The following is a 17953-nucleotide window of genomic DNA, read 5'->3' on the forward strand; positions in this document are numbered from 1 at the left end:
GAGTGAACGATGGATAGACCGAAAGATCTCTCTACTGACGAAGCGCAACAGCAGGACACGCCGGGCGACGCATTCTGGTACAAGGACGCGGTCGTCTACCAACTGCACGTCAAGGCCTTCTTTGATTCGAACGACGACGGGACGGGGGATTTCCCCGGACTCATCGAAAAACTCGATTACGTGCGTGACCTTGGCGTGAATACCCTCTGGCTCCTCCCGTTCTACCCGTCGCCGATGAAGGATGACGGCTACGACGTTGCCGACTATCGCAACGTCCACGAACAGTACGGCACCCGCAACGATCTGCGCATCCTCATGCGTGAGGCGCACCGCCGCGGCCTGCGGGTGATCACCGAGCTGGTGGTCAATCACACCTCGGACCAGCACGCCTGGTTTCAGGCGGCGCGCCGGGCCCCGGCCGGGTCCTCCAAGCGCAATTACTACGTCTGGAGCGATAACGACCAGAAATTTGCCAGTACGCGCATCATCTTCAGCGACACCGAAGCCTCCAACTGGGCTTGGGACCCGATTGCCAAGGCGTACTACTGGCACCGCTTCTTCAGCCACCAGCCCGATCTCAACTACAACAACCCCAAGGTGTTGAAGGCGATCTTTCGTGTCATGCGCTTCTGGCTCGACATGGGCGTCGACGGCTTCCGTCTCGACGCCATCCCCTACCTCTGCGTGCGCGAGGGGACGAGCAACGAGAACCTCCCCGAGACGCACGAGGTGATCCGCCAGCTCCGCGCCCAGGTCGACGCCCACTACCCCAACCGCCTCCTCCTCGCCGAGGCGAACCAGTGGCCCGAGGACGTGCGCGAATACTTCGGCGAGGGGGACGAGTGTCACATGGCCTACCACTTTCCGTTGATGCCGCGTATCTATATGGCGATGGCGCAGGAAGACCGCCACCCCGTCGTCGAGATTATGCAGCAGACGCCGGAGATCCCCGAGAACTGTCAGTGGGCGATCTTTCTGCGTAATCACGACGAACTCACCCTGGAGATGGTGACCAGCAAAGAGCGCGACTACATGTACAAGATGTACGCTGCCGACCCGCGTGCCCGCATCAACCTCGGCATCCGCCGGCGCCTGGCGCCGCTGATGGAGAACGACCGTGAACGGATCAAGCTGATGAACAGCTTGCTCCTGTCGATGCCGGGTTCGCCGATTATCTACTACGGCGATGAGATCGGCATGGGGGACAATATCTTCCTCGGTGACCGCAACGGCGTGCGCACGCCGATGCAATGGAGCCCGGATCGCAATGCCGGTTTCTCGCGGGCCGACCCGCAACGACTCTATCTGCCGCCGATCATGGACCCGGTCTACGGCTACGAAGCGATCAACGTCGAGGCCCAGAGCCGAGACCATTCTTCCCTCCTGAACTGGATGCGGCGTATGCTTACGGTGCGCAAGAGCAGCAAGGCTTTCGGGCGTGGACGCCTCATTTTTCTCAATCCCGGCAACCGCAAAATCCTCGCTTATCTGCGCGAGTACAAGGAGGAGACGATCCTCTGCGTCGCCAATCTCGGCCGCTCGGCACAACCGGTCGAACTCGATCTGGCACCCTATCGCGGTCGCGTCCCGCTGGAGATGATGGGGCGCACCGCTTTCCCTCCCATTGGCGAACTCCCCTACCTCCTCACCCTCCCGGCCTGCGGCTTCTACTGGTTCCGCCTCGCCGTCGACGTCGAGGTACCGCGCTGGCACGAAGAGCGCCTGGCCCCCGAAGAGTTGCCGGTGCTGGTCCTCTTTGACGGTTGGACCAGTCTCTTCCGCGAACGTGTCGTGCCGTGGCGCATGCGCATGGCAGAGAAATTGCGCAGCCAGCTTGAGACGGAGACCCTGCCGCACTACATCGCCACCCAGCGCTGGTATGCCGCCAAAGGGGTGCCGATCAAGCGCGCCGCCTTGAGCGATTGGGGCCTGTGGGGCCCGGAGCAATCTTCGTGGCTGATGGCGCTGTTGCAGGTCGAGACGGCTGCGGGACAGAGTGCCTATTTCCTGCCGATGGCCCTCGCTTGGGGGGATAGCGACGAAGAACAGGTGCGCGCCCTCGCCGCCGCGACCCTGGCACGGGTGCGCCAGCAATCGCAGGTCGGCATCGTTGCCGATGCTTTTGCCGACGAAGGATTTTGTCGCGCGCTGGTCGAGGCAATCGCCACTGGCAGTGTCGTCCCCTGCAACCACGGCCAGCTGCGCTTTACCCCGACCTCCGCCGGCGCCAGCCTCTCTGCTGAGCTCCTCGCCAAGTTGCCGATCGGCCGTCCGAAGTTCCAGGGGAGCAATACCGTGGTCACCCTCGGAGAGAGCCTCTTCCTCAAGGGCTATCGGCAGCTGCGCGCTGGCGTGAATCCGGAATTCGAGGTGGGACGATTTTTGACCGAAGTGGCCCGCTTTGCCAACTGTGTGCCGGTGGTGGGAGGGATGGAATATATCGCTGCGGACGGCACCCCGACCAGCCTGGTCCTGCTGCAGGGGCAGGTTGCCAACCAGGGGGACGGTTGGTCGTACACGATCGACTACCTCGACCGCTTTTTCGAAGAGCAACTCGCTGTAGCCGAGGACCCGCCGTTAGATATCCACGGTGCCTACCTGTCGCTGGTCCATACTCTCGGCACCCGCACCGCCGAGCTGCACAAGGCCCTCTCGCTCCAGACCGGTGACCCGGCCTTCGATCCGGAGCCGTTGGCATCCGGCGACCTTGCCCGCTGGCAGCAGCGGGTGCAGGACGAGGCTCTCGCCACCCTGGTGCTGCTCGAACAACGTCAGACCGAGTTCCCGGCTCCGGCGCGGGCCAATGCCCTTAAACTGTTAAAAGAACAGCAACGGCTCCTCGCGCGGATCGCCGCTTGCGCTATCCCCGCCGGCCCCTGCCTCAAGACCCGCTATCACGGTGATTACCATCTCGGCCAGGTCCTGGTGAGCAGTAACGATTTCATTATCATCGACTTCGAAGGCGAGCCGGCGCGCCCTTTGAGCGAGCGCCGCATGAAACACTCCTCCCTGCGTGACGTCGCCGGGATGCTGCGCTCCTTCGATTACGCCCGTTGGAGCGCCCTGTTGCAGGGCACCTACAGTGATGCGGATCAGGCCCGGCTCGCGCCCCTCGCGCGCGGTTGGGTCCGTGAAGTTCGTGAGATCTTCCTGCGCGCCTACGATGAAAGTACCTGCGATAGCGGTCTGTTCGGAGACTTTGCGGAAGTGCAGGGGCTGATCGCGCTCTTTGAACTGGAAAAGGCCTTGTACGAACTGCGTTACGAGATCAGCAACCGGCCGGGTTGGATCGATGTTCCACTGCAAGGCGTGCTGACGCTGTGCGGCCTCTCCGCGGAGAGTGGAGCCGTGAAGGGGATGGACTCAAAAGGAGACTGACATGGAAAAAGTCGACATCATGCTCGAACCGGTGCGGGCGTTCCTGCTCCAGATCGCCGGGTTCCTCCCCAAGCTCGCCCTCGCCCTCGGGGTGCTCCTCGCCGGCTGGTTACTGGCCAAACTTGCCAGGTTTGCGATCGTCAAGGGCCTGCGCGCCATCAACTTCAACATCCTCACCGAGCGGGCCGGTCTCGAAGATTTTATGAAAAAAGGGGGGGTAGAGACCGACACCACCGGCATCTTCGGGTTGTTGATCTACTGGGTGGTCATCCTCCTTGCTCTCATCATCGGCTTCAACAGTCTCGGTCTCACCTACATCACCGGGCTCCTGGGCGAAGTCGTCCGCTTCGTTCCCAAGGTGATCGTCGCCCTGCTCATCCTCGCCTTCGGTTCCTACTTCGCGCGCTTTGTCGGCAATGCCGTGGTCACCTACTGTAAAAATATCGCCATCCAGGACGCCGACCTCCTCGGCAAACTGGCGCAGTCGGCGATCATGACCTTTGTCGTCCTCATCGCCCTCGATCAGGTCAACGTCGGCGGCGACATCGTCCGCCAGAGCTTCCTCATCATCCTCGCCGGCGTCGTTTTGGCTCTGGCACTGGCTTTCGGACTCGGCGGGAGAGAGGCGGCGGCGGAACTCATTGAGCGCTGGTGGCCGCGGGGGGGGAAGAAGGGCGAGCGGTAGGAGCGCGCTCCAGCTCGCGATGATCGGGGTCAAGGTTTTTGTCGTGTTGGTGAAGCGTAACGCGACCAGTCTCCCCAAATAAGTGATTGCGCTCTGAATATAAAATGATATTATGACCTCAAATTGTAATCATTTGACATCATATTGAGGTCGTCATGCTTGAATCCCTTTTCGGTTCGATCAACAAAGAGCGGGTCCTTTTTTTCATTCATGCGCGAAGTCAGGGGCATGCGCGAGAGATGGCGCGCTTCTACGCCTGCGCTCTGACCCCCCTTCAGCGCCAGCTTGAGATCCTTGAACGCGGCGGCATTCTCGTCAGTTCCCTGGTCGGGCGCACCCGGCTGTACACCTTTAACCCCCGTTATCCCCTCCTTGCCGAAGTGACTGCTTTGATTGAAAAGGCTCTGACTTTTTATCCGGAAGATGAGCGGATGCGTCTGCAGATGGAGCGCACTCGCCTACGGAGAGCTGGTAAGCCGCTATGACAACGGTGCGCGAGATGAACATTGGCGAGCTGGCCGCCTTTCCTGTCTCTACAAAAATCCTCTTGTCGCCCACCATCCGCTGTGGCACACTATCAAGTACTTAATTGGGTACCACAAGGAGTGCACATATGAATACCATCCCTGCTCAGGAGCTGAAACGCCGCGGTCTTGCCGCGGTTGACGGGTTGATCGCACAGGGTGACGTGCATGTCATCCGTAACAATCGGCCCGAGTACGTGGTGCTGACCGAGGCGCGTTACCAGGAGCTGGTGGCCGAGGCAGAGGAGGCGTACGTCGCCCGGGTCAAGGCATCCCTTGAGGATATGAAGGCGGGCCGGATCCGGAAATTTGCTTCTGCCGATGAACTGCTGCAGGCGCTTGATCGTGACGGAGAGTGAGCGTGTTTCGCATGACCACCTCGGAGACGTTTCTCCGGCAGGCACGCAAGTTTTTCAGGAAACACCCTGATCTCAAACCCTGCTTCGCTGCGACTCTCGGCGCCCTGCAACAGGACCCGTTTCAGCCGGGCCTTGGCTTGCATCCTCTCACCGGCAGGCTTGCCGGCTGCCATGCCGTGAGACTGACCTATTCCTACCGCATCACCCTGACCCTGCTGATAACCGAAGAAGAGATTATCCTGTTTGATATCGGCAGCCGACATTAACCCGCAGTCTATAAACCGACCACCCCCAGCCCTTTAGGCCCCAGAGGGTTCTCCTTAAGTAAGGAGGGGAGCTTAAGACCAAGGCGGGCGACCCACCGGGTCGCCCCTACCAAGTCTTTGCATTTATGGTATTTCGGGGTTGGTGTCCCCCCCTTTCGCCGCCGCCGGAGCCCGGTGGACGTTTGGCGATCAAGGAGGACAAATGTTTGAGCGTAGCGAGTTTTTGTCCGCCCGCCAAATGTCTGCCGGGCGCAGGGAATCCGCGTAGCGGGCCAGACGATGGGGTGCCTTTTCTTGCCTACTTCTTTCCGGCAAGGAAAAGAAGTAGGGCGTCGTCGGGGGCGCAACCCCCGGACCTTGACTGGTTGAGAGAGGAAGGACAAGGGGCGCATACTATGCGCCCCTTGTACAGATTACAGATCGATCCGCCAGCCGGCCTTCTCCTCCAACCGGGCAATCAGTTCCGGGCAGACGATCTCCGGTCGCGCCCGCAGCGCCAGGGCGAAGACGGCGTGCAGGTTCAGCACTTCCCCCCGCACTCTCCCCTCCTCATAGCGCTGGACGAAATCTGTCGGCACCCGCAGCGTCCAGTTCTCTTCATTGTGCATCCCCGGTACATTGTAGGTCTCCTCCAGGCCAAAGAGATCGGCGAAGAACATCATGACGTGCCGGGCCGGTCCGAGGAAGAGGTTGGCGACCTTGGCATGCGCCAGCCGGTGCGGATCGGCGCTCAGGAGAGAGGCAAGGGACTCGGGGTCGTTCGGACGGAAGCAGCGGGCGAGATAGTTGGCATGCTTGCGCCCGGTCTCTGTCCCGTGCCACTCCTTGACCAGATGCCAGATCGGCGGGGTATCGTGGTTGCCGACCATGATCCAGTCCGGGGGGAGGGTATTCTCGCTGCGATAGACATCCTGGCGGTTGTCCATGTCGGCCTTCTGGGTCACCCGGAAGCGGCCGAGACCATGGCGCAGTCGGACCTGCTGCAGGGGGAAGGGTTCGGTGGAGAGGACTTCGCAGAGGATATCCTCCTTATGGCGGCCGTGTGCCCGCACCTGTTCCATGAGTGCATCCATGATCAAAGCGTAGCGCTCCTCCTGCGCCGGAGTGAGGTCGCGGACCCAGGCGTCGGCGTAGCGGGGGAGGGCGCGGTTTATCTGTTCGGGGTGGACGATGGCATAGCGGGCAAGGTCGGGATGGTCGGCGAGATCGGGGGCGGCAAAGAGGCGCGCGCCATGCTGGACGGCGTGGTAAGGATCGGGATCATCGGCGCGATAGACCCAGGGGCAGACGAGACCGTGCGGATGATCGAGGCGCAGACCGTCAAATTCGGAGAGCATCTTGCCGAGGCGGTCGGCGACGAGAGCGAGGACCGGACCGGGCCGGCCGGCGGCATCGAGGTAGTGGGCGGGGTCGAGGACCGGATAGTTCCAGGGCTGGCCGGCGTGGTTGGTACGGCTCGGCGGCGCCCCGAGAGAGTAGCCGCGCAGCAGCAGCCCCTGCAGGCTCCAGGCGTCGGCCTGGGAAAAGCCGACCTGGACATCGCCGTAAATCTTCAGCCCCAGCCCCTGCATCGCGGCGTAAAAGCGCCGGTGTTGTTGCAGGAGGAGCTGCTGGGCGAGGGCGTAGCGTTCGAGAAGGAGGGCGTATTTCTCTTCCAGGGCGCGGCGCCGGCAGGCGCAGGCCGTCTCCATCCCTGGCGGCGGGGCGCAGAGGTTCTGGTCGAGGCGCGTCTCGCCGCCCTGCGGCCAATGGCGCCAGGCGATCCCGCCATGCTCATGGCACAGGGCCTCGTAAAGGGCATCGTCGCGCAGCCAGCGTGCCGCTTGCCAGAGGGCCTTGATCTCCGCGTCGAGGGCAAGGGCGCTCTTTTCCCCTTTTTCCCGCGCGGCGCGGAAGGTGTGATGCACTTCGTCAAGGGCGCGGTTGTAGATGGAAAAGCTCTGACGATAGGGGACGCGGCGCCCGTCCGGATGCGGATTGGCAGCGCAGATCTCTGCCAAGCTTTGCCGGCTGAGCCAGCCTTGCTCGACCAGGGCTTTCAAATCGAGGGAGAGGAGATTGCGCGAAAAGAGGGTGCCGTCGTAGGGGGAGGGGTTGACCAGGGAGGTCTGCCCTTGGGGGCCGAGCTGCAGTCCGGTGAAACCGAGGGAGCCCGCCAAACGGGCGAGGGCCAGGCCGCCGGCGCCGTAGGGGGTGCCGCGGCCGCTGTCCTCTCCGGCGGCACCGGGGAAGCTGGCGTCATGGACCGCCAGCAGAAAATCGGACTTGCCGAGGAGTTGCAGGGCCGCGACAAGGTTGGCATCGGGGTGGAGATCGGCAGATTTTTGCATATAGTTCATAGTTGACCGCCCTTTAAAAGGTCTATCATTGGAAAAATAGCATCAACGATGTTAATCTACCACTTGCAAAGAAAATAGGGCTCTGGAATGTGGGGTCTGTCCGCCTTGGCTCAGTATTGGCGAGATCAGGCTTCTTACAGGAGGATCAACTCCATGAAACATGATCATGCTCTCCTCGAAGACAATCCCACCTGGTACCGGGATGCGATCATTTATCAGCTGCACATCAAGGCCTTTGCCGATTCCGATGCCGATGGCATCGGCGACTTTCGCGGCCTGATCAGCAGGCTTGACTACCTGCAGGCGCTCGGGATCACGGCGATCTGGCTCCTCCCCTTCTACCCCTCGCCGCAGCGCGATGACGGTTACGATATCGCCGACTACTACAATGTCAACCCCAGCTACAATACCCTGCGCGACTTCAAGGAGCTGCTACAGGCCGCCCACAAGCGCGGCCTGCGCGTCATCACCGAACTCGTTCTCAATCATACCTCCGATCAGCATCCCTGGTTCCAGCGCGCCCGCCACGCCAAAGCGGGCTCCATCCATCGTGACTACTATGTCTGGAGCGACACCCCGGAAAAGTACCGGGAAGCGCGCATTATCTTTCAGGATTTCGAAAGTTCGAACTGGAGCTGGGATCCGGTCGCCAAGGCCTACTACTGGCACCGTTTTTATCACCATCAGCCCGATCTCAACTTTGAGAATCCCAGGGTGCAGGCAGAGATGCTTAAGGTTATCGACTTCTGGATGAAGCTCGGTGTCGATGGTGTCCGCCTCGATGCCGTCCCTTATCTCTTTGAGCAGGAAGGGAGCAACTGCGAGAATCTCCCCGCCACCCATGCCTTCCTCAAGAAGCTGCGGGCCCATCTCGACGCCTCCTTCAAGAACCGCATCCTCCTCTCTGAAGCGAACCAGTGGCCGGAAGATGCCGCCGCCTACTTCGGCAACGGCGACGAAAGCAACATGGCCTTCCACTTCCCCTTGATGCCGCGCCTCTTCATGGCGATTGAGATGGAAGACCGCTTCCCGATTGTCGATATCCTCGATCAGACCCCGGCCATCCCCGACAATTGCCAGTGGGCGATCTTCCTGCGCAATCACGACGAGTTGACGCTGGAGATGGTCACTGACGAAGAGCGCGACTACATGTACCGGGTCTATGCCTCCGACCCCCTCGCCCGCATCAATCTCGGCATCCGCCGCCGCCTGGCGCCGCTGATGGGGAATAACCGCCGCAAGATCGAGTTGATGAATATCCTCCTCTTTACCCTCCCCGGCACCCCGATTATCTACTACGGCGATGAAATCGGCATGGGCGACAACTATTATCTCGGTGATCGCAACGGCGTGCGCACGCCGATGCAATGGAGTCCCGATCGCAACGCCGGCTTCTCCACCGCCAGTCCGCAGAAGCTCTTTCTCCCCGCCATCATCGATGCCGAATATCACTACGAATCGATCAACGTCGAGAATCAGGAGCGCAACCCCTCCTCCCTCCTTTGGTGGATGCGGCGCACTATCGCCATGCGCAAGCGTTTCAAGGCCTTCGGCTGCGGCACTCTGGAGATCCTCTCTTCCGATAATCCCAAGGTCCTGGCTTTTATCCGTAGTCACGAAGAGGAAAAGCTGCTGGTCGTCATCAATCTCTCGCGCTTTGCTCAGACCGTCACCGTCGATCTGGCCCGTTACGCCGGCATGATCCCCGAAGAGCTCTTCAGCCGCAGCCGCTTCCCGATGATCCAGGAAAGCCGCTACCACTTCACCATGGGCACTTATGATTATTTCTGGTTTGTCTTGCGGAGTACTGACGGCCGAGGAGAGCTGCGTGACGAAAGTGTCAAGCTGAAGCTGCGTGACGGACATCCCTGGTGGGAGGTTCTGCAAGGCCGGAGTGGCGAGCGGCTCTGCAGCCATGTCCTCCCCCCTTATCTGCAACGGGTCTTCTGGTTTTGCGGCAAAGGGCGGGGGATCAGCCAGGTCAACATACTCGACAGCTGCCAGCTTCAACAGGAGGAGCAGGTCTTTCTCCTCGTCTTTGTTCAGGTCACCTACACGGCGGGGGATCCGGAAATTTATCAGATCCCCATGACCTGGTTATCAAACGAACGGGTGCAGGCGTTGAGCGAGCGTCACCCCCTGGCCACCATCACCCCGCTGAGCCTCGGCGATGTTGATGGTGTCCTTTGTGACGCCATTTACTTCGAAGAGTTCCGAGAGCTCCTCTTCGCGCTGATGGTCAATCGCAGCAAGGTGGCGGGGAGGAATGATTCGCTTCTGGTCGGGCTGCGCGGGCGCGGTGTCACCAAAAGTTCTCCGAGCCGGGGTGAGCTCTTCCCGAGCCGGGTGGCAGCAGTGGAACAGAATAATACCAGTATCCTTTACGGGGATCAGCTCCTCTTCAAGATGTACCGGAAGCTGGAGGCGGGGATGAATCCCGAAGCCGAAATTCTCCACTACCTGGCGGAAAAGGAACGCTTCAGTCAGGTGCCGGCGTATGCCGGCGGCATCGAGTACCGGTCCAGCCGTGGTCAAGCTTATGACCTCGGGGTGTTGCAAACCTATGTCCCCTGCCATGGCGATGGCTGGCGCAACGCCTTGACCAGCCTGGCGCAATTTGTCGAGTATCTGCTGACGCACAAGCACGAGCTCCCCAAACTTCCGCGCCGCTTGCCGACTTTGCTCGAAATCGTCGATCACGGTATCCCCATCCCCTTCGGCGATCTGGTCAGTGGTCTGCATCTGGAAATGGCCCTGCTCCTCGGGCAGCGGACCGCCGAGTTACACCGGGCGCTGGCGACGAGAGGGCCGGAGAGCGCCTGGAGCATGGAAGAGTTTTCTACTCTTTACCAGCGCTCGGTCTTCCAGTCGATGCGGGCGCTGCTGCGGCGGAATTTTCAGCTCCTGACCAGCCGTCTGCCGGATCTGTCTGAAGAAGTACAGCGCCGCGCCGCGCCGCTGCTGGCGGCCGAAAAGGAGATTATCGCTTGTCTGCACAAAATAACCGATCATCGTTTTTTGGCGATGAAGTGCCGGATTCACGGGGATCTCCATCTCGGCCAGGCGCTCTTTACCGGCAAGGATTTTGTCTTTATCGATTTTGAGGGAGAGCCCTCCCATTCTCTAGGGGAACGCCGCCTGAAACGATCGCCGCTGCGCGATGTGGCGAGCATGATCTACTCGATCTATTATGCGGCGATGACGACTTTACAGCATCACGGCAGCAGCCATCCCGATAATACCGCTTTACTCGATTCCTGGCTGGAGGCCTGGTCTGTCTGCGTCAGCGGCTCCTACCTCAAAGCCTACCTCCAGGGGATGCAGGGCTCCCCGCTCGTCCCGGCGGATGTGGACGATCTGGAAACCATGCTCCGCTGTTTCCTGATTCATAAAATTATTCACGAGATCGGACAATCCTTGAGCAACCGTTTGGAGGGGGTAGATCTGCATCTCCGGGGGCTGGAAATGACGTTGCGGCAGTCCCGCTGTTTGTGATTGTTGCACCTTGAAATTTTTTTGTTTATTACCGGTGCGGCAGGAAAATCGGGAAGAGCTGACCCGATATTGCTTGAAAGAAGGGACTGAAATCTTTAGGCTTATCCATGAAGTCCGGACAACCTGTAACTCGGAGGAACATCATGTTTAAACGTATCACGCTCTTTTTAATCACCAACCTGGCTATCGTCTTTGTTCTCAGTCTCGTACTCAACCTGCTCGGAGTCGGCCCAATGCTCACGGAACAGGGGATCGACCTGGTCAGTCTGGTCATCTTCGCGGCCGTCTTCGGTTTCGGTGGCTCGCTGATTTCGCTGGCGATCTCCAAGTGGACAGCCAAGCGTTTGACCAGCGCCCGGGTGATTGTCAGTCCGGCCAATGAAGTGGAGTTCTGGCTGGTGGAGGTAGTGCGCCGCCAGGCCGCGCAGGCCGGTATTGATATGCCGGAGGTAGCAATCTACGATGCGCCGGATGTCAATGCCTTTGCCACCGGCATGCGGCGCAACAGCGCTTTGGTCGCAGTCAGCAGCGGACTGTTGCGGGCCATGGACCGGAACGAGGCCGAAGCGGTTCTGGCTCACGAGGTCAGCCATGTGGCCAACGGTGACATGATTACCCTGGCGTTGATTCAGGGGGTGGTCAACACCTTTGTCATCGTTGCGGCGCGTCTGGTCGGCCATCTTGTCGATCGGGTGGTCTTCAAGACCGAGCGCGGTCACGGGCCCGGTTTCTTTATCACCTCGATGATCGCCCAGATCGTCTTCGGTATCCTCGCCAGCACCATCGTCTTCTGGTTTAGCCGCCAGCGGGAATTTCGCGCCGATGCCGGCGCCGCCACCCTGGCCGGGCGGGAGAAGATGATTGCGGCCCTGGAGAAGCTGCGCCAGAGCGTTCGCCAGCCCCATTTGCCGGACCAGATGAGTGCTTTCGGCATCTCCGGCACCGCCGGGGGTGGTTTAAAGCGGCTCTTTATGACCCATCCGCCCCTGGAAGAACGGATCGCCGCCCTCAAGCGCGGCTAAGGGACTCTTTTTATGTCCGATTTGAATGCCCTCTTTCTCACCGTCGGCCAGTATTGCCGGCGCGAGGTGATCACCTGCGCTCCCACGGATCGGTTGCCGGCGGCGGCGACGATCATGCAGCGCCGTAATATCTCCAGCGTGGTGGTTTGTGACGGGGGACGCCCAATCGGTATTCTGACGGATCGCGACCTGCGCAACAAGGTGGTGGCGCAAGGGATTGATCCCGGCACCTTGAGCGTTGCTGAGATCATGAACAGCCCGGTGCTGACGATCTCCGAAGACGATTATCTCTTCGAAGCGCTGCATCGTCTCTCGCGGCACCGCATTCATCGTCTGGTGGTGACCGGTCCAAACGGTGAACTTGCCGGGATCATCACTGATTCGGATATTCTGCGGGTGCAGACCCGTTCGCCGCAGCAGTTGGTGCGGGAGATCGAAGAGGCAGCCACTCTCGACGAGCTGAAAGGGCTGCATCAGCGGGTTCAGGGCTTGGTCCAGCACCTGACCGGCACCGGTGTCCGCGTTCGCGATACGATCCGGCTTATCGCCCATCTCAATGACCGGATTGTCGTCCGGTTGATCGATCTGCTGCGGGCGGACCGTTTTAACGGCCTGACCGAAAAGTTTGCCTTTGTCGTGCTGGGGAGCGAAGGGCGTAGTGAGCAGACCCTGACGACCGATCAGGATAATGCCCTGATCTATGTCGATGATCTTCCTGCGGCGGATCTGCAGCAGCTCAAAGAGTTCAGCACGCTCCTCATCAACAGTTTGATCGCCATCGGCGTCCCGTCCTGTCCGGGCGGCATCATGGCCAAGAACGATCAATGGCGTCGCAGCCTCCAACAGTGGCGCACGGTCCTCGATCAGTGGTTTAGTACGCCGACTCCGGAAAACATCATGAATGTCAGTATGTTCTCCGACTTGCGGATGTTAAGCGGCGATTCGGCCCTGGAGCAGGCGCTGAAGGACCATGTTGTCGGGCGCTTGCAGGGGAATGATTTTTATCTCGGCCATATGACCGCCAATCTACTGCACTTCCCCGTGCCGCTCGGTCTGTTCGGTCGGATCAAGGGGGAAAAAGGGGAGCATGCCGGGCGGCTTGATCTCAAGAAGGCGGGGATCTTCGCCATCACCGAAGGGGTCAAGATCCTGGCGCTGGCGAACGGGGTGCAGGAGACAGGCACGGCCCAGCGGATCGAGCGTTTGGCGCAACTGGGCGAACTCACGCAACAAGCGGCGGACGACCTCATCGCCAGTTTTTACGCACTGGTCCATTTCCGCCTGCGCACTCAGGTCGATGCCATCAACGCCGGAAGAGAGCCGGATAACCGTATCACTCTGGCCGGGTTGAACCGGATGGAGCAGGAGCGTCTGAAAGCGGCGCTGCAAGGAGTTCGCACCTTTCAGGAAAGTATCGGCAGTCGCTACCGGTTGGGACAGTCGATTTAGGTTGGGCGCCGCGGCTTTATTGGCACTCCGTTTGGAATATATTGCAGTCGCAGGGATTGTTCATTATATTCCGGAACCATATTTTTAAAGGCAGGCGCACTTCATGACTCCAGAATCACCGGAAAAATCTCCCCTGCGGGAAGCTCTGCATCGTCTGCGACTGACGGTCAACGAGTATCTCGATAGCAAGTCCGCCGATGTGCAGCACAAAGAGGTCATCAAAGAACTCTACACCCGCACCGACATGACCGGCAGCTATGTGGCGGCGCTGGTCTTTGCCAATCTCATCGCCCTGCTCGGGCTTCTGTCCAACAGCGTCGCCGTGGTGATCGGTGCCATGCTCATCTCGCCGCTGATGGGGCCGATCTTTACCCTCGGGCTGGCCTTTGCCCTTGGCCATCTGACTCTGGCCCGCAAGGCCGCCCGGATTATCGCCATCAGTGTTTTGGTAACAGTGCTGGCGGCCGCCTTCTTTACCCTCCTCTCCCCCCTCAAGGAAGTAACGCCGGAAATTCTGTCCCGCACCCGGCCGAATATCTACGATTTGCTGGTCGCCATCTTCTCCGGCGCCGTCGGTGCCATCGCCCTTTGTACCCGGAAAAACTATCTCTTTACCACCACCGGAGTCGCCGTCGCGACCGCGGTCATTCCCCCCTTGAGTGTCGTCGGCTATGGCATCGGCACCTTCCAGTTCAGCATGGCCCTGGGTGGATTCTTCCTGTTCTTTACCAACCTGGTGGCCATCGTCATCAGTTCCGATATTGTCTTCATGCTCCTGCGCTTCCGTACCTCCATGGTCGAAGAGAGTCCGTACCCTTTACGACTCCGATTAAAAGTCCTCGGTATTACCCTTGCCATCATCTCCGTCCCCCTCGTCACGACGTTGGTCATCGATATCCGCGCCCTCAAACTGAGCAAGCGGATTGAGCAGACCCTCAAGAGTCACCTTAATCTGGAGGGGCAATCGCGCCTGACCTCCTATTCGATCAATCGCGATGAACCGGTCATCAAGGTTCTGGCGACCGTCAACACCGTTACCGAGTTTGATACCGACAACGAAAAGGTGCTCCAGAACGCCCTTGGCAGCGAAACGAATCGGCCCGTTGAGCTCGAACTCGAGCAAGTCGTGGTCAAGGCCGGAACCATTAAAAAACCGACGCTGCCCCTGGCCCTCAGCTCTTCCCCGCCGGCACCCGCAGCCCCTGAGACCCTTGCGACGCTGCGCAGCAAAACCATGGGGATCATCCGGGGCGCCTGTGACGAAGCCGGTACCTTCCTGTCCCCCTGGCCGGTACGCAGCTGTGAGGTCAGCTTTAGCGCCGGGTCTTCCCCGGTGACCCTGCACCTGGCTGTCGGCCGCGATCACCCCCTGCGTGAGCAGGAGGAGCGCTGGCTGAAGCTGGCGGTCGCTAAAAAGCTGCAGGAAGAAGTAGCCTTGAAACTGTCCACAGTCCCGCTGCTGCCGGCTCTGACCCTCGGTGATAAGGGTGTGCCGGACGCGGCCGGAGTGAAGGCGTTGGCGATCCTCAAAGAGTTGCTGCGAAAAGATATCCCGCTGCGCTTGACCTTGCAGTACCCGACCGGGACTCGAAACGGCCTGAAAAAAGCACGTCTACTGAAAGGATACCTTGAAAAAGAACTGGGATTAGACGGGAAGCTGATCACCCTTAAATCGTCCGGAAGCAGTTATCTGGTGATGGTGCAGGAAGAGGGAGGATAAGGCGATGCTCCTGGCGGTCCTTTGCGGCTTCGGCGCCGCTCTCTTTGCACCGCTTGGCTTCCGTCGTTTTCCGCTCTGGGCGGGGCGGCTTGCGCCGCTGCTGCCCCTTGGTCTCTTCCTCTTTTTTCTCAGTCACATCGGTCCGGTCAGTCGGGGGGAGACGGTCGTATATACCACCCCCTGGATCCCCTCCCTCGGCATCGATTTTTCTCTTTATCTCGACGGATTGGGGATGCTCTTTGCCCTGTTGGTGACCGGCATCGGCTTTCTCATCTTTCTTTATACCCCTGCTTATCTCGGGGCGGATCGCCGCCAGGGGACGCTCTTTGCCTGGCTCTTCGCCTTCATGGCGGCGATGCTCGGCACCACCCTCGCCGGCAATCTCATCACCCTCTTTGTCTTTTGGGAGTTGACCGGCCTCTGCTCTTACCTGCTGATCGGCTTTGATCATGAAGCCGAAAACTCCCGCAGCGCGGCCCTGCAGGCGTTGCTGGTCACCGGCGGCGGCGGGCTCGCCCTCCTCGCCGGTTTCCTCCTCCTCGGCGGCGTTGTCGGCAGCATGGAGTTGCCGGTGCTCCTGGCGAGTGGCGATCTGGTGCGCAACCATCCCCTGTATCTGCCGATCCTCCTTCTCCTCCTGGGCGGCGCCTTTACCAAGTCCGCGCAGTTCCCTTTTCATTTCTGGCTGCCGAACGCCATGGCGGCGCCAACGCCGATCTCTGCCTACCTCCATTCCGCGACCATGGTCAAACTCGGGATTTACCTCCTCGCCCGCTTCTCTCCGGTTTTGGCCGGGACAGAGCTTTGGCTGGCGCTGGTCGCCGGGGTCGGCGGCCTGACGATGCTGGTCGGCGGCATTCTGGCTGTTCTGGAGCATGACCTCAAGCGGATCCTTGCCTGGTCGACGGTGAGTGCCCTGGGGATCCTCACCCTCCTTTTCGGGGTCGGAACGCCGACCGCAATCACCGCGGCGATCCTGCTGCTTCTCACCCATGCCCTTTACAAAAGCTCCCTCTTTCTCGTCGCCGGCGCCCTTGATCACGGTGCCGGCAGTCGCGATATCCGTCAGTTGGGCGGGCTGGCAACGCAGATGCCGTGGCTGGCTGCCGCTGCGATCCTCGCTGCTCTGGCCATGGCCGGCCTGCCGCCACTCTTCGGTTTTATTGCCAAGGAGTCGATTTACACGGCCCTGCTCCTTGCACCTTGGGAGCCACTGCTGTTGACCGGACTGATGCTGGTGGCCAATGCTCTGATGGTGACGGTGGCGGTCATGACCGGCCTTGGCCCCTTTCTTGGCAAAGGGGCGTCCTCTCTTCCGACGCCCCATCCCCTGCCGCTGACCCTGTGGTTGGCCCCCCTTCTTCCTGCCGCTCTTGGCCTCCTGCTCGGCCTGGTCCCTGGCTTTGTCGCGCCCCTTCTCCTCCATCCGGCGATTGCCGTTGTGCAGGCGGCCCCCGTCAGTACCGTCCTTGCTCTGTGGCATGGGTTCAATTTCGAACTGCTGCTGAGCGCGGCGACGCTGCTTGTCGGTACCCTGATCGTCTTAAGCCGGCGCCGGCTGCTGGCGTTGCTGCCGGCTTCCTGGCAAGAGGGGGGCTTTACCCAGGATGGCGGCTTTGTTTTGCTCCTGCGCACTTTGCTGTGCGGGGCCCGGCTACAAACGATCATTGTCCAGAACGGCCGGCTGCGCTATTACCTGATGGCGACGATCGGGGTCGCCATGGGTTCGATGGGGCTGACCTTTCTCGAAAGTGGCGGCCTGCCGGGCGCGCTCCCCTGGCCCAGCGGTTATCTGCATGAATGGTTGGCGGCCGGGATTATTGTTGCCGGGGCGCTGTACGTCACCGTCACCGATTCCCGGCTCGGGGCGGTGGTGGCGCTGGGGACGGTCGGCTACGGCGTCTCACTGGTCTATATCCTGTACGGGGCCCCTGATCTGGCCATGACCCAGTTCTGCATCGAGACGCTGGCGATCGTTCTCTTTGTCCTCGTCCTTTATCGTCTCCCCCTCTTTGCCCTCCTCTCCACCCCGGTCGCACGGTTGCGTGATGCGGCCATGGCCGCCGCCATCGGCGGGCTCATGACCCTGCTCATGCTTTATGTCCTGGCGCAGCCGCTGGTGCCGCATGTCAGCGACTTCTTTTTGGCTAACAGTTGGCCGGCGGCGCACGGCCGCAATGTCGTCAACGTCATTCTTGTCGACTTCCGCGCTCTCGATACCCTTGGCGAGATCGTTGTTTTGGCGGTGGCGGCGCTCGGGGTCTTCGGTCTGATACAGTCGCGGCGTGCCGACGGGGAGGGGAAATGAGCTCGATTATCCTCTCCACTACCATCCGTCTTCTTTTGCCGCTCCTCCTCCTCTTCTCGGTCTTTCTCCTGTTGCGCGGCCACAATGAGCCGGGCGGCGGCTTTGTCGGCGGATTGGTTGCCGCTGCCGCTATCTCCCTTTACGCTCTGGCGGAAGGGGTCGAAGCGGCCCGTCGCATCCTGATTGTCAATCCCCGCAATTTGATTGCCGGCGGTCTCCTCACTGCCCTCGGCAGCGGGGTGATCCCCCTTTTTTTCGGACGTCCTTTCCAGTCCGGTCTCTGGCTCCCGCATTCGCTGCCGGTTTTCGGGCATGTCGGCACCCCCCTCCTCTTCGATCTTGGCGTTTATCTGCTGGTGCAAGGGATGGCCCTCCTGATCGTCCTGTCGCTGATGGAGGAGGAGTAAC

12 protein-coding genes are annotated in these 17953 nt (G+C 60.6%); 11 read left to right on the forward strand and 1 reads right to left on the reverse strand.

All coding sequences use genetic code 11. The annotated features are described in order from the left end of the window. The first annotated feature begins 9 nt into the window (after positions 1-9). The 5 genes from treS (CVU69_03230) (at position 10) to CVU69_03250 (ending at position 5212) form a co-directional block, all read left to right on the forward strand. Positions 10-3378: a maltose alpha-D-glucosyltransferase gene (treS, locus tag CVU69_03230; GenBank protein ID PKN13324.1), complete on the forward strand. Its 3369-nt coding sequence runs from the start codon at positions 10-12 to the stop codon at positions 3376-3378. 1 nt (position 3379) lies between these two features. Further along, positions 3380-4063, forward strand: a complete 684-nt coding sequence (locus CVU69_03235; GenBank protein PKN13325.1) for a hypothetical protein — start codon at positions 3380-3382, stop codon at positions 4061-4063. Positions 4064-4218: 155 nt separating this feature from the next. Then, complete coding sequence (locus CVU69_03240) at positions 4219-4548, forward strand: ArsR family transcriptional regulator (GenBank protein PKN13326.1); 330 nt, start codon at positions 4219-4221, stop codon at positions 4546-4548. 128 nt (positions 4549-4676) lie between these two features. Continuing rightward, complete coding sequence (locus CVU69_03245) at positions 4677-4946, forward strand: prevent-host-death protein (protein PKN13327.1); 270 nt, start codon at positions 4677-4679, stop codon at positions 4944-4946. Between the two features lie 2 nt (positions 4947-4948). Next, positions 4949-5212, forward strand: coding sequence for a plasmid stabilization protein (locus tag CVU69_03250; GenBank protein PKN13328.1), 264 nt, complete (start codon positions 4949-4951; stop codon positions 5210-5212). Between the two features lie 413 nt (positions 5213-5625). Here the strand turns inward: CVU69_03250 and CVU69_03255 are convergent, their stop codons facing one another. Then, positions 5626-7551 (reverse strand): 4-alpha-glucanotransferase, encoded by a 1926-nt coding sequence (locus tag CVU69_03255; GenBank protein PKN13329.1) that lies wholly within the window; start codon positions 7549-7551, stop codon positions 5626-5628. Positions 7552-7704: 153 nt separating this feature from the next. Here CVU69_03255 and treS (CVU69_03260) point away from each other — a divergent pair, with 153 nt between their 5' ends. The 6 genes from treS (CVU69_03260) (at position 7705) to CVU69_03285 (ending at position 17952) form a co-directional block, all read left to right on the forward strand. After that, entirely contained in the window at positions 7705-11046 is a 3342-nt protein-coding gene (gene treS, locus CVU69_03260; protein ID PKN13330.1) for a maltose alpha-D-glucosyltransferase, read from the forward strand. Between the two features lie 143 nt (positions 11047-11189). Continuing rightward, positions 11190-12068 carry a protease HtpX gene (locus tag CVU69_03265; protein PKN13331.1) on the forward strand — a complete coding sequence of 293 codons (879 nt, stop codon included), beginning with the start codon at positions 11190-11192 and terminating at the stop codon, positions 12066-12068. A 12-nt stretch (positions 12069-12080) separates the two neighbouring features. Further along, complete coding sequence (locus CVU69_03270; protein ID PKN13332.1) at positions 12081-13517, forward strand: signal transduction protein; 1437 nt, start codon at positions 12081-12083, stop codon at positions 13515-13517. A 103-nt stretch (positions 13518-13620) separates the two neighbouring features. Beyond that, positions 13621-15237 carry a TIGR00341 family protein gene (locus CVU69_03275; GenBank protein ID PKN13333.1) on the forward strand — a complete coding sequence of 539 codons (1617 nt, stop codon included), beginning with the start codon at positions 13621-13623 and terminating at the stop codon, positions 15235-15237. Between the two features lie 4 nt (positions 15238-15241). Next, complete coding sequence (locus CVU69_03280; GenBank protein ID PKN13334.1) at positions 15242-17545, forward strand: Na(+)/H(+) antiporter subunit A; 2304 nt, start codon at positions 15242-15244, stop codon at positions 17543-17545. Next, positions 17542-17952 carry a Na(+)/H(+) antiporter subunit B gene (locus tag CVU69_03285; protein PKN13335.1) on the forward strand — a complete coding sequence of 137 codons (411 nt, stop codon included), beginning with the start codon at positions 17542-17544 and terminating at the stop codon, positions 17950-17952. Before CVU69_03280 ends, CVU69_03285 begins: the two co-directional genes overlap by 4 nt. Position 17953 lies beyond the last annotated feature (1 nt).

This window comes from Deltaproteobacteria bacterium HGW-Deltaproteobacteria-4 (genome assembly GCA_002841765.1).
Taxonomy (GTDB): Bacteria; Desulfobacterota; Desulfuromonadia; order Desulfuromonadales; family UBA2197; genus UBA2197.

Bases quoted from the DNA above. Each gene is read 5' to 3' on its own strand.
- treS (PKN13324.1), top strand. From the start codon at position 10: ATGGATAGACCGAAAGATCTCTCTACTGACGAAGCGCAACAGCAGGAC.
- CVU69_03235 (PKN13325.1), top strand. From the start codon at position 3,380: ATGGAAAAAGTCGACATCATGCTCGAACCGGTGCGGGCGTTCCTGCTC.
- CVU69_03240 (PKN13326.1), top strand. From the start codon at position 4,219: ATGCTTGAATCCCTTTTCGGTTCGATCAACAAAGAGCGGGTCCTTTTT.
- CVU69_03245 (PKN13327.1), top strand. From the start codon at position 4,677: ATGAATACCATCCCTGCTCAGGAGCTGAAACGCCGCGGTCTTGCCGCG.
- CVU69_03255 (PKN13329.1), bottom strand. From the start codon at position 7,551: ATGAACTATATGCAAAAATCTGCCGATCTCCACCCCGATGCCAACCTT.
- treS (PKN13330.1), top strand. From the start codon at position 7,705: ATGAAACATGATCATGCTCTCCTCGAAGACAATCCCACCTGGTACCGG.
- CVU69_03265 (PKN13331.1), top strand. From the start codon at position 11,190: ATGTTTAAACGTATCACGCTCTTTTTAATCACCAACCTGGCTATCGTC.
- CVU69_03270 (PKN13332.1), top strand. From the start codon at position 12,081: ATGTCCGATTTGAATGCCCTCTTTCTCACCGTCGGCCAGTATTGCCGG.
- CVU69_03275 (PKN13333.1), top strand. From the start codon at position 13,621: ATGACTCCAGAATCACCGGAAAAATCTCCCCTGCGGGAAGCTCTGCAT.
- CVU69_03280 (PKN13334.1), top strand. From the start codon at position 15,242: ATGCTCCTGGCGGTCCTTTGCGGCTTCGGCGCCGCTCTCTTTGCACCG.
- CVU69_03285 (PKN13335.1), top strand. From the start codon at position 17,542: ATGAGCTCGATTATCCTCTCCACTACCATCCGTCTTCTTTTGCCGCTC.